We start from the raw sequence: 23,467 nt of genomic DNA, 5'->3' as shown, positions 1-23,467 counted from the left end.
GAGCACCTGGCGAGACAACCAAAATGTTTTTTTGCCCCATAGTGAAACCCGTTTCATTCAGCTTTTTGTCGAGCAAAATGTAACGGGTTTCATGAAATGGGATTCATTAAAATTAAATATTACAGACGCTAGGAGTGGTCCGCTATGAGTATGCGTATCGAATCCGAATCCGTGGTAAGTCAATCCGGCCAAGCGGTCAGCATTCATGACGAAAGCGTGATCCTGCTTTGCGCCTCGCTTTTTTATTTCCGGATTCCTCCTGAATTATGGCAGGAGCGGCTGGAACAGGTCAGGGAAGCAGGCTACAACTGCATCGATGTCTACTTTCCGTGGAATTTTCATGAGCCCCATGAGGGAATATGGGATTTCACCGGGATGCGGGATGCGGATACGTTCCTGCGTCTCGCCGGCGAAGCGGGATTATGGGTGGTCGCCCGCCCGGGGCCTTATATTTGTTCCGAATGGGACGGAGGTGCATTGCCGTCGTATCTGTATGCCAAAGAACCGGCCATGCGGATCAGGGACAATGACCCGGTGTTTTTGCAGCATGTGGCCAGGTGGTACGCGCAGATCCTGCCGATTCTCGGGCGCCATGAGGCAACGCGCGGAGGCAGCGTTATCTTCGTTCAGCTCGATAACGAGCTTGATTTCTATGACTGCTCCGACCCGGCAGGATATATGGCGGCGCTGCGGGACATGGCATCGGCGCATGGAATATCCGTCCCGCTCATCGCTTGCGCCGGTCAAGGCGGCTTGCTGCAGGCGTCCGGATTAACGCAAGGCGTTGTGCCGACCTGCAATTTTTATCCGGATGACCGGGATCCCCAGTTTGAAAGCAAAGTCCTGCATTATCGCGAAGTGCTTCGCGGGATGGGGGTTCCGCTGCTCGTCACCGAGACGAACCGGAGTCACTACCTGCTGCGCAGATTGCTATCCGCCGGTGCCAAGCTGCTGGGTCCTTATCTGCAGGTGTCGGGGACGAACTTCGGGTTCACCAATGCGACCAATAACTGGGGGAGGCCGCTGGCTTTCTTGACCTCGGATTATGATTTCGGAGGCATGATTTCCCCCGAAGGCCATCTCCGCGACGAAGCACGGGAGGCGAAGCTCCTCGCCAGGTTAATTCGTGCCTATGGCCGCGCGATTGCGGAAGCCGAGCCGGATTCCGGGGGCTCCTGGTCCGTGGAAGGAGATACGGAGGGGGTATTCGGTCCATATGCGCTGCGTTTAGAGGGCGGCGGGGAGCTGATTTTTGTAACGAACGGAGAAGACCGCCCCAAGTCAATCGGCCTGCTAAGGGATCCAGGAACCCGGGTTTCCTTATCCGGAACCTGGACTCTGGCCGCCTCACGATCCTTGGCTTTGCCGGCGGATGTGCCGTTGTCGCTCTGGGGGATGCCTGGACGGTTGATATCCTCCACGGCAGAGCTCTATATGGTGGAACAACACAAGGAAGGGGCCGTACTGGCGTTTCACATGGAGGGGGACGCCGGAGAGATTGCCCTTGCCGTCGAAGCGGCGCTCGAGCCGATAGCGGAAGGCATGCAGGTGGTCAATCGCGAGGGGCAATTCCAATTGCGACTATCTGGGGCAGAGACGGCGTTTTGCCGGTTTCCACTGAAGGATGGGCGACAGTTCACGGTCATCGTGACGACTCGATTGAAAGCGCTTCTTACCGAAGCGATTCACCTGGACGGCACCATGACTGTTTCCACTCTCCAACCGGCATCGCACGGTTCCGACCCTTTGCCGGCTCCAGCTTGGCAGTTTGGGACGAGGGAGGGATGGCGGCCGCCGATCCAGGCGGTGTCGGTACGAACGTCAGGGGCGAAGGCTGAGTTTCTCGAACGGCTTGGCGTTTACCGCGGATACGCCTGGTATGAAGCCAAGGCCAACCGGATCGACGCCGATCGTCAGCTGCAAGGATTTCTTGTGCGCCAGGCGAGCGATGTCGTTTCGCTGTATGCCGACGGTATCTACCTTGGAACCTGGACCCCCGGAGGAGCCAGCGTGTTTGTTCCGGTGGAAGGACCCGGGGCGGAGAGGATGGAGAGGATTCAGGCGCGCGTGGAGATATGGGGGCACAGCAACTTCGACGACATCCGGCTTCCCGCGCTTCGCTTGCCTTCCCTGAAAGGAATGGAAGGCATCGTGGCAATTACCGCGATTCACGACATCACAGCGAACTGGCGCGTGAATCCGGACGTCGGACACTCGCCGGATGGCGTCGACGCCAACGCCGCCGACGTGCTGTGGCCGGTGGTTGGTTTCGGGAGCTGGTTAACCTCGGACCATCCATCCCAACACCTCTTCCGCAGATCGTATATACCTGGGGATCGAGGGAATGCTTGGACCCTGCATTTTCCGAAATTGCAAGGCCATGCACGGCTTTGGGTGAACGGAGCCGACGCCGGTCCCATCCATCCGATGAATCCCTTTTCGATTTGACGCCATATGCCACACCTGGCCAAGAGCTGCGGCTGGAGGTCTACCTTCAGCGCACGATGGGGCAGCCCGCCGGACAAGTGCTGGTCTATGAAGGCATCGAGGCATCGGAGTTCTCGATCGCTGCCGCGGAGGAAGCGCAGCTAAAGGCTGAGGCAGACCAAGCGGCTGCATCCGCCGCCCCAAAGGAATTGCCGGTAAAACTGGGTTCAGGAGAGGTAGGCTGGTTGTTCGCTCATATTCCTAACTCCGCTCAAGGCAAAGGATGGAGAGTGCGTGCCGCAGGCTCAGGTTTAAAGCTAACGGTGTTCATGGATGAGCGGATCGTTGGCCGGCTGTGGTTGCCCGGCGGCGCGGGAAGGCCAACGATGACCGGCGGCAGCGCGGACTCGTTTTATATGCCGGGACCCTGGTTTCATGACGGGCAGGCACAGCTGTCGATTTTTCTCGAAGCGGTGGATGAACCGACTCCGGGCAACTTGGATAGGCTTGAATTTATTTCCGTATAGAAGGGAGGAGGCCTATGGAAATCACGACGCCAACGAAGGTACGCAAGCAGCCGCAGCTGAAACCAATCCGTCATGGGCGCTTGAGACGATTTTGGAACAACAAGACGCTGCTGTTGATGTGTTTGCCGGCCATCATTTTCTTTATCATATTCGCTTATCTTCCGATGCCCGGCTTATATCTGGCATTCATCAAGTACAACTACACGGATGGCATCTTCAAAAGTCCGTTCGTCGGGTTTGATAACTTTCGATTTCTGGTGATGACGGGAGATTTGTGGCGGCTGACGTTTAATACGGTGGTTTATAATCTGGCCTTTATCCTGCTCGGGAACGTGCTGCAAATCGTCGTCGCCGTGTTCCTAAATGAAATTCGCCTCAAATGGTTCAAGAAGCTGACCCAAACCTTGATGTTTTTGCCGCATTTCATCTCGGCGGTCCTGATCGGCTTAATCGCTTATAATGTGCTGAGCTATGACTACGGTTTGCTCAACAGTATCCTCAACTCGCTTGGGTTCGATCCGGTAAAGACGTATTCGAACGCCGGGATCTGGCCGTTTATCATCGTGCTGACGTATCTATGGCAATCGACGGGTTATGGATCCATCGTGTATTTCGCCGCGATCATGGGTCTCGACAACGAGATTATCGAAGCTGCGGAAATTGATGGGGCAGGCGCGTTCCAACGAATCCGCTATATTGTCCTCCCCTGGCTTAAGCCAACTTTTATCATCCTGCTTCTGTTTTCGCTGGGCGGTATTTTGCGCGGGAATTTCGGGCTGTTCTTCAACCTGGTTGGAGCAAACAACACCGCCCTGTATGCGACGACGGATATCATCGAAACGTACGTGTTCCGCGCCCTTATGACCAACTTCAATTTCTCGATCGGCAGCGCCGTCAGCCTGTATCAATCGGTTTTCGGATTTATCGTCGTCATGACCGCCAACTGGCTGGTCAAAAAGGTCTCGCCTGACAACTCACTTTTTTAGGAGGTGCAAGGTATGGATGACGCTTATGAAGCACGGAGCATCCGCACGGATCTAGGCGGCATCATCGTCAAAATCGTAGGCTACCTGTTTATCGGCTTCTTTTCCTTATGCTGTTTGCTGCCTTTCCTGCTTGTCCTTGGCACATCCTTTACGTCGGAATCGGCGATCAAACGGTTTGGCTTCAACTTCTGGCCCCGGGAGTTCAGCACCTTTTCCTACAAAATCGTCTTCGAAAACCCCGATCTCATCATCGGCTCCTATCTCGTGACGATCGGCATCACGGTCTGCGGTACCGCGCTGGGGTTGTTCCTGGTGGCCATGACCGGGTATGCGCTGCAGCGGCCTGACTTTGCCTACCGGAACCGGATTTCCTTCTTCATTTACTTTACGACGCTGTTCACCGGCGGGCTGGTTCCGTTCTACCTGCTTGTGACGCAGTATTTGAGCCTGAAGGACAATTACCTGGCCGTTTTACTGCCCGGCTTGCTGAGCCCGTTCCTCATTATTATGATGAAAAGTTTCGTCCGGTCCATCCCCCATGCGATCACCGAATCGGCCAAAATCGACGGGGCCGGCGATTTCACCATCTTCATCCGCCTGATCCTGCCCATGACAACGCCGGCTCTAGCCACGATCGGCTTGTTCATCGCGCTGGGTTATTGGAACGAATGGTACAACTCGATGTTGTTCTTATCGCCGGATATGAAGTACCGCCCGCTGCAGCTGTTCCTGTATAACGTCATCACCAGCGCGGACTTCATCCGCAATTCGGCGGCCGCTTCGAACGTGGAGCTGCGGGATGTCCCGCTTGAGTCGATGAAGATGGCGACGGCCATCGTCGCGACGGGACCGGTGATTTTGTTCTACCCGTTTGTGCAGCGCTATTTCATCAAAGGGATTACGGTGGGCGCTGTTAAAGGCTAGGCATCAAAATTTGATATAGAAGTGGGAGGTTTGAGCGAATGGTTCGATGGAAGAAGGCATCAATTTGGATGATGGTGAGCCTGCTGGTGCTGTTGCTCGCATCCTGCGGGGGCGGCCAAAGCAACAACAAAAACAATGGGGCTGCCGGCGATACGGCGAACAATGGGGGGAACTCGGCAAACACCGGTCAGCAGACGGACACCGGGGTGGATACGTCCAAGTTCGTGAAGATTAGCTATCTCGTGCTTGGGGATAAGCCGAAGAATGGCCAATTCGAGAAGGTACTCGCGGAAGTCAACAAAATCATGAAGGAAAAAATCAACGCCGAACTGGAATGGAAATGGATCGAATGGGCGGATTGGCAGACCAAATACAATCTGGCGTTAGCCTCCGGCGAACCGATTGATCTGATCACGATCGGAACTGATTGGCTGGACACCTGGGGGAATGCGCAGCGCGGCGCCTTCATGAATTTGGATGATCTTCTGCCGAAATACGCGCCGGAAACGTGGAACTCCATCCCGAAGGAGGATTGGGATGAGAGCAAATATAACGGCAAAATCGTCCTGATTCCGGAGAATGACTATACGCAGTGGGTCAATCATGGCTTCTTCTACCGCGGCGATTGGGCGAAGGAAGCCGGGATTACCGAACCGATTAAGGATTGGGAGGGAATTGAGAAATACCTGAAGTACCTTAAGGACAACAAGCCGGACGTGATTCCGTGGGACGCGGCGTCCGGGGCTCAAACCTGGGGCGGATTCGTGCAATCCTATACGGATGAGCTGGAGCTTCCGATCTCTACCGGCTTCATGCCCGTATTTACGGCGAAGTCGTTTGAGGAGAAATTCACCGCGACCAGTCCGGTATTCGAGGACGTTTTCCTGAAGTATGCCACTATGATGAAAAGCTGGGCGGATCAAGGCTTCTGGCGCGAAGACGCCCTGAATAACAAGAACAACAACCGCGATGCCCTGAAAGCCGGCTTGTCGGGACTCGACCAGCACCATACGCAGACGTTCTCGGGTCTTCGCGTAGAGATGGATAAAGCGCAGCCCGGTTCGGAGCTGCAAATGTTCCCGTTCTCCCGGACGCGCGGCACGAACCTGATGGAGCTGTCGATCACGCACGGCGGCACGTCCCTCGGCGCCCACAGCAAGAACCCGGAACGCGCGCTGATGGCTTATGAGTTGATCCGCAACAATGAGGAAATCTATCATTTGATTAACTATGGGATTGAAGGCGTGCAATATGTCATTAAGGACGGGAAACGTGCGCGTCCGGAAGGTTACGACGACGCGAGAGACAATTTTTATGCCGATTTCTGGGGCGGCCGGGTCGACAAGTTTGAAATCCCAAGCGAAACGACCTGGGATCAGATCGAAGAAACGTTGTATGCCGAATACGATAAGATCAAAAAACCTTACGTTTATGGACAATTCGTCTTCGATAAAACGCCGGTGGAAGCCGAATTGACGGCCGTTTCCCAGGTAACCGGCGAACTTGGGCCGGCCATCGTGATGGGGAAAGCCGGAGATCCGGCGCAGGCGGTGGAGGAGTTCCGCAGCAAACTGAAGCAGGCTGGTTACGATAAGGTGTTGGCGGAGTTGCAAAAACAGCTGGACGCTTATAAGGCTCAGTTGGGCGAATAAGGTATCGCTAGGAAAAGGGAACGGGCTCGCCCATCGGCGGGTCCGTTATTTTTGGGAGACGGACCCCAACCGAAAGCGCTGAATACCCAGGTTTTGTTCCCCGGCCGAGCCCCCGGCATGGTATGATCGTTATGGAGGGACTGCCATGCACGATACAAACGTAAATGCATTATTGCTATTATCGAAAATCACTTTGCCCGGAAAAATCCAGGCGTTCGTGCCGCGTCCCCGGCTAATTGACCGGCTCAACGAGGGACTGGGATGCAGGGCAACCTTTATCTCGGCTCCGGCCGGATATGGGAAAACGACCTTGATCAGCGAATGGGCCAATCAACTGAACCGCCCCGTGGCTTGGCTGTCGCTGGATGAAAAAGATAATGATTTGATCCGTTTTTGGCACTATGTCACGGCCGCGATCGAGCGGTCGACGGGACGTTTATCCGACGCGTTTTATGCGTCGTTTGCTGCACTGAGTCCCGGCCAATCCGAACCGATGGTCATCGCTTTACTGAATGAGCTTAACAACTTGCCTCAGCCGCATGCCTTGATCCTGGACGATTGGCATGCAATTCAAGATCCGGACATCTTGTTCTCCGTCGCCTTGATGCTGGAATATCTGCCTCAACAGATACATATCACCTTCGCCACCCGGCATGATAACGACTTTATCAAAGCCCGGTGGATCAGCCGAGGGTGGGTATACCAAATTCATGACGTTCATATGCGGTTTGATTTGCCGGAAACGGGAGATTTTTTTCGTCTGACCACGCAAAAGGAATTGAATCACGACCAGCTTGAACACGTCCTGATGCAAACCGAAGGCTGGGTGACGGGACTAAAACTCATCGCTTTATCCTGGCGGAATGCCCATGGACCTAGCGCGCTTAAGCTGCCGTCTCCGGAACGCAGCGGGGTGGAGGATTATCTGTTCCAGGAAGTGTTCGACGCACTGGACGAGCCCATCCGGCAATTTCTGCTTGATGTCTCCGTGTTGCAGCGTTTGCACCGCTCTCTCTGCCAAGCGGTTGCCGGAGAAGACGGGGCGGAAATGCTCGATGAGCTTGTCCGGCTGAACCTGTTTTTGCTCCCCCTGGATGACGCTCGTCAGTGGTACCAGTTCCATCGTTTGTTCGGCGATTTCTTGCGCAAGGAGGGGGAGCAGCGGCGTCCCGGGAAAGCCGCAGAACTTCTGCGCAAGGCGGCGGAATGGTGCGAATCGAGGGAGTTGCTGGAGGAGGCGGTGGATTATTACTTAGCCGGAGCTTGGTACGGAGAAGCCATCCGACTTCTGGAGCAGATGAGGAGCGTCCTCATTCGCCGGGAGTTTTCAACGATGAAATCTTGGCTGTCGGCCATTCCCGAAGACTTGTTGTTGCTCCATCCGTATCTTTACTTCTCCTACACGCATTCTTTGTTATGGTCGCAGGACGTAGATCTCGCGGAAACGTATCTGCGCCGAGCGGAGCAGCACTACGAGGCGACCGGCAGCAGCTGGGAACCGGAGGAGAAAAATCGCTATTTGGGTTATCTGTATTACGTCAGGAATTTCAAAGCAACTCAATATGAAATGGATATGGTGAAGGGGTTGAAATATATTCAGCTTTCCTTGCAGTATAGTCCGCAGGGGACGGATCTGATCTTCGCCTCCCCATTAATGCCGCTGTTGCCTTCCGTATTCCGTTCTTATAACGGGAAGCGAGGTCTGCATTTGCCGCGCGGGTTAGCCGATGGTTTCTTCTCAAACATGATCGATTTCATGGGGAGGATGGGTTTGCAGGATTCGGTGGTCGTCTGCTATGGGGAACTGCTGTATGAACGCAATGAGCTGGAACAGGCGGAAATTTATTTGAAGCAGGGGTTGCAGGGACAAAGCCAAGCGCATTATCAACCGGAGAAAGTATACGTCCCCGCCTCGTTATTCCTCTCCCGAATCCATCAGGCCAGGCGCGAGGCGGAACAGGCCGAGGGCTGGATCGATGATGCGTTCCGGCGAGCCGTAGCCGATGGGGCCGAGGAGGCTCTGATCCTGTTAGAGACGGAGCGGGCGGCGATGCGCCTGCGTCAGGGAGATTTAAGCCAGGCGAAGGAATGGCAGGAGCGTTATGGCCTTTCGGCGGAAGACCCGGTGTCGGTACACCAGTTGTTCCCGTATACGTTCCTGGTTCGGGTGTTGATCGAAACGGGGCGGCTAGACGAAGCGTGGCGGTTGTCCGAAAGGTTGCTGTCCATCGCCATAAGGGGCCACCGGCCAATGGATGCGCTGGATCTCGAAACGCTGCAGGCGATCATTTTGCAACTGGCGGGCAAACCGCAGGAAGCGCTGCTCAAATTGGAGTCTGCGCTTAAGTTGGCGAAACCCGACGATTACATCCGGGTGTTCACGGACAAAGGCCAACGCGTGTCCGAGTTGCTTGCCGATTACGTCGAGCAGCGGCAAAAAGGGAACCTGCGCGACGACGACGCCCCGCCGCTCGAGTATGTGCGCAGAGTATGGTCCAGCTTTGATCGGCAATCGAAGGGAGCCGCGTCAACTTCGAAGGGGTTAGAGACGTTGCTCACGCCGCGAGAACTCACGATCTACCGCTGCATGGAGGAAGGGCTGGATAATCCGTCGATAATAGAGGCCTTAGGCATCGGCATGGGGACGCTTAAAGCACATATTAACCGGATTTACGGCAAGCTGCAGGTGAAAAATCGCATAGAAGCCATCAAACGAGGGAAAGAAATCGAGGGCTGAACCGGCGTGGGCGTAAAAGCCCACGTTCGGCTCAGCCTCTTTTTTTGGAGGAAAGGACGGGGATCAATTTTTCAGGAGATTGATATGATCCAGGTCCGTGCTGCTATTAAATACGAATTCTAGCTTGAAGTCGCCGCGGAGATAGGTCAGTTTGGTTTGCTTCGCTTTCCCGTTTTTGATCGTGCTGGCCGCGTCCGGCGCAAACCAGTATTGCATCAGCATTTTCATGGTGATGCCGCCGATATTGGTTTGGCGTTCCACGTTAGTACCAAAATAGCGCATCTCTTGAATCGTGCCTTTCGCATAGGAAAAAGCATAACCCGGATTGCCCATGTTTGCGCTGTACAAATCAAATGCCAAGCTTCCTTTGCCTGCGATGGAAGGCTCACCGATCAGCTTGATGACGTCCTTCTTGCTGCTTTTGCCGACTGTCAAGCCGGCGACGGTTCCGGGGAACTGTCCCTTTAGAGCCGGCTTATAGAAGCTGTTTAAGGTATCTAAAGCATGCGCTGAGGCTTCCTTCTGGACCTGGGCAGCCGTAGGCTTCGTCGACTGCGCCGTGACGATGCTGCTTGATGTGGCCCAAGTGGCGGCACCAAGAATTCCTGCTGCGAGGAGAGCCATAACGGCCTTACTGCTGATGAGTTTTCGGTTCATATTCAAGCTCCTTCTCTATCCTATGAAATGGGTGGGGTGGTGACGACGATGATCCACATTCCATATGATAGGGGAAACCGCAGAAGAACAAGTGTCGATTTCGTAAAATAGAAATTTCAATTTCGCAAGAAAATGGATTTACATTTTTCAAAATGAGGCATATACTAATGCTATAAAGTTGCACTAAGGAAACTTTAATGGATATAGACAACTTTGGATCGTGCAAGGGAGGGATCGTCATGATGGAACAAAGTGTTGCACATCAAACTACTCAAGTCACTTCTATAGGAATGGATCACAAATCGTCCGCGCATGCCGCTCTGGACGGCCGAACGAAAGGTCTGAAACGACTGCTGCCGTTTCTGGGTCCGGCGTTTATCGCTGCGGTTGCCTATATCGACCCCGGTAATTTTGCGACGAATATTACCGCCGGGTCCAAATACGGGTATCTTCTGTTATGGGTGATCTTCGCCTCGAATCTGATGGCGGTGCTGATTCAATCGTTATCGGCCAAACTGGGCATCGCCACCGGCAAAAACTTGCCCGAGGTTGCTCATGACCGATTTCCGAAAGGCGTATCGATCTTCTTGTGGATTCAGAGCGAACTGGTCATTATCGCGACGGACTTGGCCGAATTTATCGGGGCAGCTTTAGGACTTTATCTACTCTTTGACATTCCGATGCTGCCGGCTGCTGTGATCACAGCAATAGGTTCTTTTGCGATCTTGGAGCTACAGCGGAGGGGATACCGTGCGTTGGAGGCTGGAATCGCAGCGATGGTGCTGATCGTTGTGCTGGCCTTCGCCTTTCAGGTGATTGCGGCGAATCCGGATTACGGCGCGGTTGGCGCCGGATTGGTTACCCCGCGTTTCGACGGGGTCGATAGCGTGTTGCTGGCTGCCGGCATTTTGGGTGCGACGGTAATGCCTCACGCGATCTATTTGCACTCTTCATTGACGCAAAACCGCATCGTCGGCCGAAATGAAGAGGAGAAGAAGAAGATTTTCAAGCTCGAATTTATCGATATCCTGCTGGCCATGTTGATTGCCGGTGCGGTGAATATGGCGATGGTGGTCGTATCTGCGGGGTTGCTCTTCAAAAACGGTTTGGTGGTCGAGGATTTAGACGTCGCCTTCCAACAATTTGGAACGATTGCCGGACCGGTCACCGCCGTCTCCTTCGGGCTTGGCCTTCTGATTGCCGGCCTGTCGAGTTCTTCGGTAGGTACGATGGCAGGGGACGTCGTCATGCAGGGCTTCATCAACAAACGGATCAACCTGTATGTCCGGCGGGCCATCACCACCATTCCGCCGCTGGCGATCATCGTTTCGGGCGTGAATCCGACGAATGCGCTGGTGATGAGTCAAGTGGTTCTGTCGTTCGGGATTGCATTTGCCTTGATTCCCTTGATTTTGTTCACTTCGAACCGTAACATCATGGGCGGGCTGGTCAATCATCGGATGACCACAACCCTGGGATGGATGATCTCCGCTTTGGTCGTTAGTTTGAATCTGTTTCTGATCGTTCAAATGTTGTTTTGACTTTGGACCATCCAGATCGATAAGAGGACTTTCATTCCGCGTTGAAGCGGGGATGAAGGTCCTTTTTAATAAACATGACATGCTGTAAACTAGATCAAACTTCTCGTAAGCCTTACGTTCGCTCCAAACCAGAGCATTGTTCTGCGAGCTGCTTGTCCTGGGCATGGAGGGATGTAAGAGCTATTTTCGAATGGACAAGCTATGGATAAAAAAAGAACAGTCCCGTGGGCTGTTCTCTTTCGCTGCTACTCCCTTAGAAGCAAGTAAACGAGGAAATCCGATTCAAATCGATGCCGAAATACCCCCAGAAGAAACCAAACCATCGGAACCCTGCAATCGAATTCCGCCCGACGAATACCGGGAAGAACCAGAATTGTTCCCCATTATTCAGCCAAACGTAGGTGTTGCGGAAGAGGCAGCGTCTGATCCCGCCGGGATCGACGGCGAAGGTGCCGGCCTGCATTTGCGGTACGAATTGAGGTGGTGGGGTCGTCGGCGGTTGAACCCCTCCCGGTGCTCCCCCTGGAAATCCTCCCGGAAATCCTCCTGGGCCACCTCCTGGAAACCCTGGACCTCCCGGCACGCCTGGTCCGCCTGGAAATCCCGGAAACCCTCCGCCCGGTCCCGGTGTTGGAAAAAATCCCATATGTGATCGCTCCTTTTTCATGAATAGGCATTATCATCATATGCATTCGCGGAGAGGGCGGTTGGGCGAATGTCCCTACATAACCCACGATTGTTCGGGTTTCCTAGTTATCGGATGTAGGTAAGCGGCAGCTAGCCCCTCAGGAGCCGGATTTTTTCGGTTGGGCGAAAAAGTACTTCATCATTGGCGGCGTAACGATCGTCGTTATCAGCACGACGAGCACGATCACGGCAAACATCTCGGCTTGAAGCAGGCCGGCATCTTGGCCTATCGCGGCGATGATTAGGGCCACCTCGCCACGCGAGACCATAGCCGATCCGATGCCTAAAGCCCTGCGCCAGCCGAAACCGGCCAAGCGTGCCCCGTAAGCCGAACCCATGAGTTTGGTAGCGATGGCCAAAATGCTTAATCCTGCAATCAACGGGATTTGAGAGCCCAATCCGGCAAAATCTACCTTGACGCCGATCGTGGTAAAGAAGACAGGGACGAAAACGGCATAACCGATCGTCTCAATTTTCTCGGTTACTTCATGTTTGTACGGAGTCAGGCTAAGGGCAACGCCTGCGATATAAGCGCCAATTATGGCTGCAACGCCGGCGTACTCGGCCATGTAGGCAAACAGGAAGCAGATGATCAACCCTGCGGAAATGACCGATTCGGAGACTCGAAGCGGCGAAAACTTGCGCATAACCCAAGGAACGACCTTCCAACTCAAAACGATGGCAACCGCAAAAAACAAAAATTTCTTCAAAATGACCATTCCCAAGTTGACGTCTCCACCCGCAAAACTCATGACGAAGGCCAACAAGATAATGACCAAGACGTCATCGATGACGGCCGCCCCAAGTATCGTGGTGCCTTCTCTGGATTTCAACTGGCCCATTTCCTTTAAAGCCTGTACAGAAATACTGACACTCGTTGCTGAGAGGAGCAACCCGAGGAAAATCGCTTCAAATAGGGGCATGCCCATCAGTACAGCGGCCCAATAGCCAAATCCGAAGGGGAGGGCGATGCCCGCGAGACCAACGTACGTTGAAGCTTTCCCCGTTCTTTTAAACTCATCGACGTCCGTTTCAAGTCCTGCCAGGAACATGAGCAAGATCACGCCGATTTGGCTGATCTCCTCCAGGATATCGGTTTCGTTAATCCAACCCAGAAGGGCTGGCCCCAGGACGATCCCGATCAACAGTTTGCCCAGAACGGCCGGTTGTTTTAATCTAACACTCAGGTCACCCGCTAATTTGGACGCAATCAAAATAATGGCCAGTTCTAAAATCAACATCTTATCATCCTCCGCTTACGTTAATTTGCGAAAAATACCAAAATAAATACAAAAAGAACCTGCGACCAAGGCGGCATTATACCTTAAACGGCATAGTGCTCCCCTTGGTGACAGGCTCCTCCGGGCACAACATATCAAATTTGAATCAATAAAATTATTATATCAATCCCATCCACCAGGCGCCAGTTTTTTGTTTGCTTAAAGGACGGCCTCCGGCGGCTGAGTCTTCCCGTTGATGCCAATCAGCCGGAAAACTCTTGTTTTGTATTCATTCAACTCCTCGCAGCAGTCGTACATGCGATTCGCGATCGTTTTTCCATTGCCGAAGAAGAAACGCTCAAACTGGTTTTGTCTGCCGCCGAATGCGCCGCCGCCCAGCTCCCAAGCCAGCCTGAAGAGAGCGATACGATCTTTGGCGGGGCTTGATAACCCCTGCAAATAGACCTCGAGATACGTTTGGTTCTCCGAGTTAAAATCAGCCTCAAACGGATTCATGATCAACTGGCTTGCACTTATCGAGCGGATCGTTCGCATGACTTCCTCATGCAGGTCGGGAAACTGGATTCCCGCCGCGGTCAACGGAGCCAACGCCGGAACGTAGTGACCCAAAGGGGTGCTCGAACCTCCGGCTTCGGCTGCGAGCCGCAACGCCTTCAAGTTCTCCAGCACTGCCATCACTTTGACGATTTGAGCAACGAATGAGGGCTCGGATTCCGAATTCTGTTCTTCGGCCAACGCCTGCAGGAGACCCAGCAAAAATTCGGTCTTTGCGATATATCGGGTGATGATGTGGTGGCCCGCGTAAGCATGGAAATGCCCTTCCTGAAACAATCGGTCGCAGAGATGCTCATCCCCGTAATAAAAAATCCGCTCCCGCGGAACGAGGACTCGATCGAAAATCACCATCGTGTCCATCTCCTCATACCTGCTGGAGAGCGGATGGTCATAACCCGAATCGCGCGCATGGCTCTCCCGGCAAATAAACGTCATTCCTTCCAGGTCATTAGGCACCGCAAAAGCAAATGCGCTGGGATTCACCTGCCCTTCTCCCAACATAAAGGACGGCGTGGGGAGGACGAGGATTTCTTCGCAGGTTGGTCCTTGGGTGGCCATGAGGAAAGCGCCGCTTACGACAAGGCCCTCGGGACGGACCTCGATCACCTTGGCGACAAAGGATTCTTTGCTATCCGCGGGTCCGGACATTTTGCTGGCCATGGGCTGGACGAAGGCATGCGATAACGTGATGTCGTTCTCGCGGCAGTATTCGTAATACGCGCGTAGATTCCGGGCATGTTCCGGCGAGATTTCCTCCAGTACGGGGGAGGCGGTATAAAACGACATCAAAGCAGTGTTCATATAGTCGGGAGAGCGGCCGAGAAAACCATGATGTTGATTGGCCCAGATCTCGGACATCTTCCTTCTGCGGATGAGGTCGTCGGGATTCGTCGGCGGCAAGTAAGAAAGGCCAACAGGCTCCCCGGTTGAAGGCGACGCATAGGTCATGATGTCTCGCAGGCGATCGTCACACTGCTTATCGTACATGGCGGCCTGCGTCCGGATCAGGCCTCGAAAGGCGGGGTGCTCGGATAACGGAACGTTCACGCGTTCGCCGTTGTACCACAGCCGGATGCCCTTGCGGTCGATCCGTTCGATGTACTGCTTTCCGTTTTTGATGGGCATGGGTCTTCCTTGTCCCCTTTGCGTGTAATGATTGCAGCTTTTATATATAGTGCAGGAACGTAGGGGAATGTGCTTCGTAAAAAAACAGGACCTTGCGGAATGGGCAAGATCCTGTTTCTGTTCGCTTGACGTATTATAACCGGTGAAAATGTGGTTTCCGATTCGAAGTTTTTGCGGACGCGACCAGATCCATTGGCTCGTGGCCGTGTTGGGATTGAAATAATATAGCGCGCCGTACGACGGATCCCAACCTCTGACCGCATCGAGAGCAGCTTGGTATGCCGTGCTGTCCGGCGTGAGCCAGATTTGCCCGTCATCGACCGCCGTGAAAGCGCCGGCTTGAAACACGACGCCGTTAATCGTATTAGGGAATAACGACGATTGAATCCGGTTCATGACGACCGCCCCAACCGCCACCTGCCCCGTATAGGGTTCGCCCCGCGCTTCGCTATAGATCACTCGGGCCAACAGGTCCATTTCGCTTTGATTTAGCGAATATTTTCTGAGCGCCGCCCAAGTCTGGGTTCCCGTTGCTCCATCGACATGGAGCCCGTAACGCGACTGGAACGTACGCACGGCTTGTTGCGTTTTCGTCCCGTAATAACCGGTGAGCTGATCATTGAAGATGCCCAGCGCCTTCAGCCGGTATTGCAAGTCCCAGACATCTCCGCTCGCGGAGCCCAGCTTGAGCGTCCCGGAGGCTGCCTGCGTCGGCGTCGTTCCGCCAAAAAGGCCGATCACGAGCGACGTTGCCACGAGTAAAAGGAATCCTCGGAATTTGTTCATTTCGGGTGGCCTCCTTTCCCTACAACATTGTAGGGGAGACCGGGGAGCGGGACAACCCACAAGTTTTGGCATTCAGCGGGAAAAACGGGGAGGCGGAGACACAAAATCTCCCCCTCAACCGGGAGGGGAATAGGTCTTTAACTAACTGGAGCTATGTCTTCTGGATTTGTAATAGCCGGAGCCCATATGGCCATGGCGGTGCTTGTAATCGGAGGAAGAACCTCCCATCATCGGCCGTGCGTACCCGTGACTGCTGCTGTAGCGCTTTCCATAATGCTTGGCTGAGCTGCTGTAATGCCTTCGATGGCTATGCGATGCGGAATGAAGCAACTTATTGATGATTCTTCTCAACATGTCATAAACCTACCTTTCTGATTTGAAATGCTTACCTTCTATTGTATTCGTTGTGGGACACAAAAGAAACGGGACGATCAACGGATGGGGACAAAAACGCTCGCAAGGCCGCTATTGCATCCGAGGCATCCGCATAGGGTTCCCGCACTTGAAGCAGGCGTTCGATGATTTCAGTCAGACAGGGAGGGAGTGCTAACTCCTCCTGCCAGCATTGGTTCTCGGCGTTCATGGTGGAAAGGGGCGATTCAAAGGTCGAGTAGAGCAAGAACAGCATAAAATGGCCCACATCCATCAGATCGGATTGCGGCTCCGCGGGGCTAGATAAACGGGAAGCTTCGAGAGACGCCGCGGTTTTACGAGGGTATGCCCGAACTGGTGGAATCGGGAAGGGAGGCTCCCCAACAGCCCGGGCCAATCCAAAATCGATCATGCTTAATTCACCCTCATACATCAGAATGTTGGGAATACGCAAATCAAGGTGGACGATCCTTTGCTGGTGGATGTACCGAACCAACTCGAGCAACTGCAGGGTGATTCGCGCGCAGTCCGCTTCGCTAAATCTCCATCCTTGTTCGAAGATCAAGTCCTCCAGCGTTTCCCCTTCTAAAACGGACATGACCAAATAAGCCTGACGGCCTATCGTCATCATTTCTTTATATGCAGGGATTCGAGGGTGGTCCAAGGACTTTAATATACGGGCTTCCCTCTCAAGCAGTTGCCGGGCCAACGAGCCTTTGCTGGGTCTGGCTTGCTTGACGGCAACAAGACGGCCGTCCGTCTGATCGATACCGAGGTAGGTCAACCCGTAACTGCCCTCACCCATCAAGGATTTGATTAGATATCGCTGCCCGAGCAACGTGTTCGGCTCCGCCCGATAATCCCGCCACGCCGCCCGGAAGGTTCCGAAGAACTTAAAGAACCGCATGTTCCGCACCCCTCCTCCAGGTTTTCCTAGACTTTAGTCCAGTCTGACTATAGACCATTGCCGTTTTTGGTTCGCTGTAGTTTATACTATTATAAAGGATAATGAACTTGGAAGAAGATGAAGATAAGCCGAGGGATGCAAGGATGACGATAATGAATGCAAACACGGAACTGGCGGACAGGTGGTATCAACGGGCGGAGAGCAAAGCGGCGCATTATTTGGCAGCGTTGCAGGATCAAATCCGCTCGAAGAGCTACGTGTCCATGCTGCTCGATGATTTGAATTGGTGGAAAAGAAAGCACCTTCCGCATCGGACGTTGCTCCCGTTATGGCGCCGCGGCGCCAAACCGCCCGATTCGTCCGAAGATTCGCGTTATCTCGCATGGCTGGCCCGTACGGGAAAATTGGACAATTATTTGGATCGGAGCGTCTCCTATATGTATCTGCGGGATCTGGGCCAGAATTTGTCCGATCCGCGAACTCGCACGAAGATTCAACGCCTGGTAAACGAGATGAAGCAGCATATCGTTCACCTCGTCGAAGCACCAAACGCAGCTCCTACGGCGGATTTGTTAAGCCCCGCTTCGGTATATCGATGGGCCCAACGCGAGGGCGTGGAGGAAGCCGCGATTTGGGTCCTGGGGCGGTTAAAGGGGATTGCCTCTCATCTCCCTTCGGAGATGAACGCCGAGGAGGCTGAGCGGAAGCTGATCAAAATTATTTTCGGCGTCGTCATGCACGTCATGGATGAGATGGATGGGGAGGCAGGCTCCGCGGAACGGTCTCGCCGGCTGGGAGAGGCGTTGAAACTGGGGTATTATTACGGACTCACCTATCCGTTTATCGATGATCTGCTGGATTCCGGTGCGTTGAATGCCGAGGAGCAAGCGCAATATACGCGAATGATCCGTATGACGATCCGAACGGGCATCGTGCCCGAGCTCGGGGAGTGGACGGGAAGACATCAAGAGTTGGTCCGGTTTATTCATGCCGAGCTCCGGGAAGCGTATGAATTTATTCGCGGTTATCAGAATCAGGATACGCAGGACGTTTTTTTTGAGCAATCGTACGTATTTTTTGAATCCCAGGACGCCGACCGCTGCAAAACGCTGGGTCATGCGCATTATTCCAACGAAGAATTGTACCTGCCGATCATCTTGAAATCGGCGTCTTCACGGCTCATTGTTCGTTCCGTGATTTCCGCTCCGCGGGATGAAGGTTTTGACCAGAGCGTTTTTCATTACGGCCTGTACAATCAGCTTGCCGACGACTTTGCAGACATGGCCGACGACCGGGAGGCAGGAGCGGTCACGCCTTATACCTATTATTTGACTCACCGGCACGAGCGGCCCGATCTCATCAACCCGTTTGAATTATACTGGGCCGTCATTTCCCACTTGATCCACCACGTCTATCGCTCAGAGCCGCTAACCCGTGAGATCATTCTGGCCCGTGCCGTCAATGGACTCAAACGCTATCGAAGACGTGTCGGTGCGGAGCGATTCGACGAGCTTATGGCGATGTTTTCGGTAGGGAATCCGAAGCTCGAAAGGCTGATTCAGCAACTTGTCCGTCAAGCGGTGGATGTGGATTTCTACGACAAATGGCTGCGCGATCAGTTACTGGCTACGATGAGAAGAAACCGGCAAGAGAAAGAAGAGTTTGTCCGACTCGTTAAAACGGCCCGGAAGCACGTGAACGCGTTATTGCCTATTTCAGGCGAAGCAAAGCCTTCGGCAGCGGTCGACCTGCTGGTCGATACGGCGAATTACAGTCTGGAAGGAAGCGGGAAGCGGCTCCGCCCGATTTTGGCCTGGGTGATGGGGGTTCAAGAGTATGGATTGGACCCAACCGCCTTATCGCCGCTGTTCCGGGCGCTGGAATACATGCATACGGCCTCCCTGATCTTCGACGATCTGCCTTCCCAGGACAACTCCGCAACCCGCCGAGGCCGGCCGACCCTGCATGAAGTGCATAGCAGCGCCATCGCGGAGCTGACCGGTATCTTCCTTATCCAGAAGGCGGTCGAAGAGCAGGCTTCCTTGAAAGGATTCGATAGCCGGTCGGTACTCGCCTTGCTGCAATACTTATCCCGAAAGGCCGGGGAGATTTGCATGGGGCAGGCGATGGATTTGAACGGGAAAGGCAAAGCGTTAACCGTAGAGGAACTCGACCGGGTTTGCTTCTACAAAACGGGGATCGCGTTTGAAGCCTGTTTGGTGGCACCGGCTATATTGGCTCGGGTCCCGGAGACGGAAATCGAGATTCTGAAAAAAATCGCCTATCACACGGGCATCGCCTTCCAAATCAAAGATGATCTGCTGGATGGGGAAGGGGAATCGCATTTATTGGGCAAACCTGCCGGGAAGGACATCGAGAACGACAGCTCGACTTATGTGACGGTACTGGGGCCGGTTGCAGCGAGCAAGGCGATGTGGGAACATTATTGCCTGGCGATGGAAACGCTCAACGAACTCCCGCGAATCCCCGTCTTTCTTAAACATTTGCTCGATTACATCATCAACCGGGAGAACTGATCGAATCATGATCCATGGGTTTGTAACCGTGCGGGTTGATCTCAAAAAAGGACTATGTTAGAATACAACTATCTTAAATGAGGGAGTTGAAACGGATGGATATTTCTTGCTAAGGATATGGAACCTAAATGCGAACTTGATTCGCAAGGTTTATTCTTATGCAAGAAAGTTACTCCATCTTTTCACTCCAATCGTATAGACTGATCCGTCCCCCGCCTGCGGGTTGGATTCGTTTTATATTTTTGGGCTGTAAGAAAGGTAACTTTCTTGCAGCCCATTTTTTTATGCAGGAGGGATGTTGTTCATGTCATTAATTAATGTGAACCATCTGACGTTTGCCTATGAGGGCAGTTACGATAACATCTTCGAGAATGTGAGCTTTCAAATCGATACCGATTGGAAGCTCGGCTTTACGGGAAGGAACGGGCGGGGAAAGACGACCTTTCTGAATCTGCTGTTAGGCAAACACGATTACAGCGGCCAAATTTCTGCGGATGTGAGCTTTGATTATTTTCCCTTTGATGTCAAGCATAAGGAATACAATACGCTGGATGTCGTGGAGGAAATTTATCCGGACTATGTCCAGTGGGAGATCATGCGGGAGCTTTCCTTACTGCAGGTGTCCGACGATGTGTTATATCGACCCTTCGATTCCCTCTCGAACGGGGAACAAACGAAAGTGATGCTTGCGGCGTTGTTCCTGAAGGAAAACAGCTTCCTCCTGATCGATGAACCGACCAACCATTTGGATATGGAGGCGCGGGAACTCGTCGGCGATTACTTAAAGCGCAAAAGCGGGTTTATCCTGGTGTCTCATGATCGCGCCTTTTTGGATCGCTGCGTAGACCACATCTTGTCCATCAACAAGACGAACATCGAGATTCAGAGGGGCAACTTCTCCGATTGGTGGGAGAATAAAGAGCGCCAGGACAACTACGAGCTGGCCGAGAACGAAAGGCTGCGGAAGGACGTCAAACGCTTGTCGGAAGCGGCGAAGCGGACGAGCAACTGGTCGCATGAAGTGGAGAAGACCAAAAACGGCACTCGCAATTCCGGCTCGAAAGTCGATAAGGGCTACATTGGCCATAAAGCGGCCAAGATGATGCAGCGCTCCAAATCGATCGAGCAAAGACAGCAAAGCGCAATCGAGGAAAAGTCAAAGCTCCTCAAAAACATCGAAACCTCGGAAAGCTTAAAAATCGCGCAGCTCCCTTACCACAAAACGCAGCTTGCCGAATTGGACCATCTCTCGATTTATTACGGCGAGAAGCAGGTGTGTCACGATATCCACTTTTCGATCGATCGGGGGGACCGGATCGTGCTGATGGGACGCAACGGCTCCGGCAAATCAAGCATCCTGAAATTGTTATGCGGGGAGGACATCCGCTATACAGGCGCGTTACGTCAAGGAAGCCAGTTGAAAATTTCCTATGTCTCGCAGGAGACGTCGTGGTTGCAAGGGAATTTAACCGACTTTGCCAGAGCGCACGAACTTGACGAGAGCCTGTTTAAGGCGATTTTGCGGAAGTTGGATTTTTCCCGATTGCAGTTTGAGAAGGATATGGCGGATTACAGCGGCGGCCAAAAGAAGAAGGTGCTGATCGCCAAAAGTCTCTGCGAAAAAGCGCATTTGCTGGTTTGGGACGAACCGCTGAATTTCATCGACGTCATTTCCCGCATGCAAATCGAAGATTTGCTGCTGGCCTACGAGCCCACGATTTTATTCGTTGAGCATGACCGCGAATTTTGCGAACGGATCGCGACCAAACAGGTACAGCTGTAAACGAAAGACAAGTGTCAAACAACTCAAGGAGGATTCAAATCATGAATGACCTAATGGAAGTCGTAGATGATTTAGCGAACCTGTCAATAAACCTGACTCTTGACACGGTTCGAATCAATACCACACGGAGACCGGAGCTTTGTCCGGCGATTTACAGGGACACCTAGCGGTGAGGGAGCGTTCAAGGCAACGTTTCGTCTCGTGTCAAATGTGAGATCGCTTGGGTCGAGGTAACGCCAATAAAGCACCGGCAAGACATTGGGGTGCTTTTTGGCGTTTTTTTCTCCGGTTCAAAGGAGAAAATGACAATGAAGCCAATTTCCAGATACATGAGAATCGGGCAGCTGTTAAAAAGCCTGAAACAACCCGATTATCGATACCGGCAAATTACGGATGCGATCTTTAAGCATAAAATCGCTCGATTCGAGCAAATGACCATGTTGCCGAAGCCGTTGCGCGAAGCTTTGGAGAGGGAGCTGGGAGAGCATATCCCCGGCATCACGCCGATCCTGGAGAAGAGCTCGAGGCAAGTCCACAAAGTTCTATTTTCGATCGACGCCGGAGAACGCATAGAGGCGGTTCGATTAAGTTACCGACACGGATGGGAGTCGTATTGCATCTCTTCGCAGTGCGGGTGCGGATTCGGCTGCCGGTTTTGCGCCACGGGAACGATGGGGTTAAGGAGAAACCTGACGGCGGATGAAATCACCGATCAACTGTTGGAATTCCACATGCGCGGATATCCCTTGGACAGCGTATCTTTCATGGGGATGGGGGAAGCGCTGGCTAATCCGCAGCTGTTTGAGGCGCTCCATTTGCTGACCGACCCGCAGCTCTTCGGGTTAGGCCACCGCAGAATCACCGTTTCGACGATCGGCATTCTGCCGGGAATCCAAAGGTTGGGGGACGAGTTCCCGCAAGTGAACCTAACGTTCTCGCTGCACTCGCCGTTCGACGAGCAGCGCAGCCAGCTGATGCCGATTAACGACCGTTATCCGCTACAGGAGGTGCTGCCCGCACTTGACCGCCATATTCAAAAAACGGGCAGAAAAGTGTATATCGCCTACATTCTGCTTCGTGGGATCAACGATTCTCCGGAACATGCGGAGGCGTTGGCAGCCTTGTTACGGGGACGAGGGGAATGGGAGCACCTCTATCACGTCAACTTGATTCCTTACAATTCAACGGATGCCACGGCCCAACGTTATGAATCATCTGATCGAGCCCGCGTGAACCGGTTTGCCCAAATCCTGAAATCCAAAGGGATTCACTTGACAGTTCGGACCCAATTCGGCGGCGATATCGACGCAGCCTGCGGGCAGCTTTATGCAGCGGAGCAATAAGCGGAATATAAAAACAAGGCAATCCGCTTTCGCGGTTGCCTTGTTTTATTCGTAAGGCGACAATCAAACCATTTTCGATGGACGCATTTGGGAGGATGGGGCATATACATATACATAAGTTATCCGGAAAGGGGTGGGCCCCATGCGATTTACGGTGCAGTATATCCCTCTTAACAAGCTTAAACCCGGAATATCCGTTCAACTTACACAACGAATCAAGGAACTTCGAAAAGCCGCGCAGGATTGCATGCATCTGATGATTGTCCGTAAGAGCCGAAAGGACGGAGGTTATGTGATCGTCAGCGGCAGTCACCATTACGATTTTTTAAGGAAACACACAAAAAAAGCGGTTGCTCCCTGCCTAGTTGATGAAAGCAAAGCTTCAGACCGCTTGAATTCGTTGATGCACCGCTTGCGAAAACCAAACCTCCCATATGAAGCGCCGCGGATTCAACGGGAAAGGACTTCGGCAAGCAGTTGGTCGATCATCCGCAAGTTTATGCGGCAAGAACCTCGTTTCAAGCAACTGTCCCGTTCGCAGCAGATCAAAGTCCTCCGGCTTGCGTTGCAATACCGTAAAACCACCATCTCCTCGATGAAAGCAAAGGTGGACGGTTACCTGAAGTCCCAAAAGACGGGATAACCCTAGAAAATCTAAAACGCGCGGGTTTCAGCGCGTT

General features: G+C 53.2%; 16 protein-coding genes. 11 read left to right on the top strand and 5 right to left on the bottom strand.

Features of this window, described 5'->3' with window-relative positions; genetic code table 11:
• Positions 1 to 144 precede the first annotated feature (144 nt).
• The 6 genes from MJ257_RS07725 (at position 145) to MJ257_RS07700 (ending at position 9,253) form a co-directional block, all read left to right on the top strand.
• Positions 145 to 2,448, top strand: a complete 2,304-nt coding sequence (locus MJ257_RS07725; protein WP_240268690.1) for a beta-galactosidase — start codon at positions 145 to 147, stop codon at positions 2,446 to 2,448.
• Positions 2,445 to 2,954 carry a hypothetical protein gene (locus tag MJ257_RS07720; RefSeq protein WP_240268689.1) on the top strand — a complete coding sequence of 170 codons (510 nt, stop codon included), beginning with the start codon at positions 2,445 to 2,447 and terminating at the stop codon, positions 2,952 to 2,954. Before MJ257_RS07725 ends, MJ257_RS07720 begins: the two co-directional genes overlap by 4 nt.
• A 14-nt stretch (positions 2,955 to 2,968) precedes the next feature.
• Positions 2,969 to 3,940, top strand: a complete 972-nt coding sequence (locus MJ257_RS07715; protein ID WP_240268688.1) for an ABC transporter permease — start codon at positions 2,969 to 2,971, stop codon at positions 3,938 to 3,940.
• Positions 3,941 to 3,952: 12 nt separating this feature from the next.
• Entirely contained in the window at positions 3,953 to 4,864 is a 912-nt protein-coding gene (locus MJ257_RS07710) for a carbohydrate ABC transporter permease (RefSeq protein WP_059040514.1), read from the top strand.
• Positions 4,865 to 4,902: 38 nt separating this feature from the next.
• Positions 4,903 to 6,516: a DUF3502 domain-containing protein gene (locus MJ257_RS07705; RefSeq protein ID WP_240268687.1), complete on the top strand. Its 1,614-nt coding sequence runs from the start codon at positions 4,903 to 4,905 to the stop codon at positions 6,514 to 6,516.
• A gap of 145 nt (positions 6,517 to 6,661) precedes the next feature.
• Complete coding sequence (locus tag MJ257_RS07700; RefSeq protein ID WP_240268686.1) at positions 6,662 to 9,253, top strand: winged helix-turn-helix domain-containing protein; 2,592 nt, start codon at positions 6,662 to 6,664, stop codon at positions 9,251 to 9,253.
• A 63-nt stretch (positions 9,254 to 9,316) separates the two neighbouring features.
• On the opposite strand, the gene MJ257_RS07695 is transcribed toward MJ257_RS07700, so the two are convergent.
• A complete protein-coding gene (locus MJ257_RS07695) occupies positions 9,317 to 9,910 on the bottom strand; it encodes a YjgB family protein (RefSeq protein ID WP_240268685.1) in 594 nt (197 codons plus the stop codon).
• Positions 9,911 to 10,200: 290 nt separating this feature from the next.
• Between MJ257_RS07695 and MJ257_RS07690 the strand changes: the two genes are divergently transcribed.
• Positions 10,201 to 11,451 (top strand): Nramp family divalent metal transporter, encoded by a 1,251-nt coding sequence (locus MJ257_RS07690; protein WP_240268755.1) that lies wholly within the window; start codon positions 10,201 to 10,203, stop codon positions 11,449 to 11,451.
• Between the two features lie 253 nt (positions 11,452 to 11,704).
• On the opposite strand, the gene MJ257_RS07685 is transcribed toward MJ257_RS07690, so the two are convergent.
• The 4 genes from MJ257_RS07685 to MJ257_RS07670 form a co-directional block, all read right to left on the bottom strand.
• Entirely contained in the window at positions 11,705 to 12,097 is a 393-nt protein-coding gene (locus MJ257_RS07685) for a collagen-like protein (protein WP_240268684.1), read from the bottom strand.
• 139 nt (positions 12,098 to 12,236) lie between these two features.
• Positions 12,237 to 13,379 carry a cation:proton antiporter gene (locus tag MJ257_RS07680; RefSeq protein WP_240268683.1) on the bottom strand — a complete coding sequence of 381 codons (1,143 nt, stop codon included), beginning with the start codon at positions 13,377 to 13,379 and terminating at the stop codon, positions 12,237 to 12,239.
• Between the two features lie 198 nt (positions 13,380 to 13,577).
• Positions 13,578 to 15,845, bottom strand: coding sequence for a spore cortex-lytic enzyme (sleB, locus tag MJ257_RS07675; RefSeq protein WP_240268682.1), 2,268 nt, complete (start codon positions 15,843 to 15,845; stop codon positions 13,578 to 13,580).
• 385 nt (positions 15,846 to 16,230) lie between these two features.
• Positions 16,231 to 17,124, bottom strand: a complete 894-nt coding sequence (locus MJ257_RS07670; protein ID WP_240268681.1) for a serine/threonine protein kinase — start codon at positions 17,122 to 17,124, stop codon at positions 16,231 to 16,233.
• 143 nt (positions 17,125 to 17,267) lie between these two features.
• Here MJ257_RS07670 and MJ257_RS07665 point away from each other — a divergent pair, with 143 nt between their 5' ends.
• The 4 genes from MJ257_RS07665 to MJ257_RS07650 all read left to right on the top strand — a co-directional run bounded on the left by MJ257_RS07665 (position 17,268) and on the right by MJ257_RS07650 (position 23,430).
• Positions 17,268 to 19,661 carry a polyprenyl synthetase family protein gene (locus MJ257_RS07665; RefSeq protein ID WP_372489755.1) on the top strand — a complete coding sequence of 798 codons (2,394 nt, stop codon included), beginning with the start codon at positions 17,268 to 17,270 and terminating at the stop codon, positions 19,659 to 19,661.
• A gap of 304 nt (positions 19,662 to 19,965) precedes the next feature.
• Positions 19,966 to 21,444, top strand: coding sequence for an Lsa family ABC-F type ribosomal protection protein (locus MJ257_RS07660; RefSeq protein ID WP_240268679.1), 1,479 nt, complete (start codon positions 19,966 to 19,968; stop codon positions 21,442 to 21,444).
• Between the two features lie 308 nt (positions 21,445 to 21,752).
• A complete protein-coding gene (locus tag MJ257_RS07655) occupies positions 21,753 to 22,787 on the top strand; it encodes a Cfr family 23S rRNA (adenine(2503)-C(8))-methyltransferase (RefSeq protein ID WP_240268678.1) in 1,035 nt (344 codons plus the stop codon).
• Positions 22,788 to 22,929: 142 nt separating this feature from the next.
• Entirely contained in the window at positions 22,930 to 23,430 is a 501-nt protein-coding gene (locus tag MJ257_RS07650) for a hypothetical protein (protein ID WP_240268677.1), read from the top strand.
• Positions 23,431 to 23,467 lie beyond the last annotated feature (37 nt).

The sequence above is a fragment of the Paenibacillus timonensis genome (assembly GCF_022427145.1).
Taxonomy (GTDB): Bacteria; Bacillota; Bacilli; order Paenibacillales; family Paenibacillaceae; genus Fontibacillus; species Fontibacillus timonensis.
The sequence above is the reverse complement of the archived record's forward strand: the minus strand, read 5'-3'. Positions and strand labels throughout refer to the sequence as shown.

Bases quoted from the DNA above. Each gene is read 5' to 3' on its own strand.
- MJ257_RS07705 (WP_240268687.1), top strand. From the start codon at position 4,903: ATGGTTCGATGGAAGAAGGCATCAATTTGGATGATGGTGAGCCTGCTG.
- MJ257_RS07670 (WP_240268681.1), bottom strand. From the start codon at position 17,124: ATGCGGTTCTTTAAGTTCTTCGGAACCTTCCGGGCGGCGTGGCGGGAT.
- MJ257_RS07650 (WP_240268677.1), top strand. From the start codon at position 22,930: ATGCGATTTACGGTGCAGTATATCCCTCTTAACAAGCTTAAACCCGGA.
- MJ257_RS07715 (WP_240268688.1), top strand. From the start codon at position 2,969: ATGGAAATCACGACGCCAACGAAGGTACGCAAGCAGCCGCAGCTGAAA.
- MJ257_RS07710 (WP_059040514.1), top strand. From the start codon at position 3,953: ATGGATGACGCTTATGAAGCACGGAGCATCCGCACGGATCTAGGCGGC.
- MJ257_RS07700 (WP_240268686.1), top strand. From the start codon at position 6,662: ATGCACGATACAAACGTAAATGCATTATTGCTATTATCGAAAATCACT.
- MJ257_RS07725 (WP_240268690.1), top strand. From the start codon at position 145: ATGAGTATGCGTATCGAATCCGAATCCGTGGTAAGTCAATCCGGCCAA.
- MJ257_RS07685 (WP_240268684.1), bottom strand. From the start codon at position 12,097: ATGGGATTTTTTCCAACACCGGGACCGGGCGGAGGGTTTCCGGGATTT.
- MJ257_RS07695 (WP_240268685.1), bottom strand. From the start codon at position 9,910: ATGAACCGAAAACTCATCAGCAGTAAGGCCGTTATGGCTCTCCTCGCA.
- MJ257_RS07680 (WP_240268683.1), bottom strand. From the start codon at position 13,379: ATGTTGATTTTAGAACTGGCCATTATTTTGATTGCGTCCAAATTAGCG.
- MJ257_RS07665 (WP_372489755.1), top strand. From the start codon at position 17,268: ATGACGATAATGAATGCAAACACGGAACTGGCGGACAGGTGGTATCAA.
- MJ257_RS07690 (WP_240268755.1), top strand. From the start codon at position 10,201: ATGGATCACAAATCGTCCGCGCATGCCGCTCTGGACGGCCGAACGAAA.
- MJ257_RS07660 (WP_240268679.1), top strand. From the start codon at position 19,966: ATGTCATTAATTAATGTGAACCATCTGACGTTTGCCTATGAGGGCAGT.
- MJ257_RS07655 (WP_240268678.1), top strand. From the start codon at position 21,753: ATGAAGCCAATTTCCAGATACATGAGAATCGGGCAGCTGTTAAAAAGC.
- sleB (WP_240268682.1), bottom strand. From the start codon at position 15,845: ATGAACAAATTCCGAGGATTCCTTTTACTCGTGGCAACGTCGCTCGTG.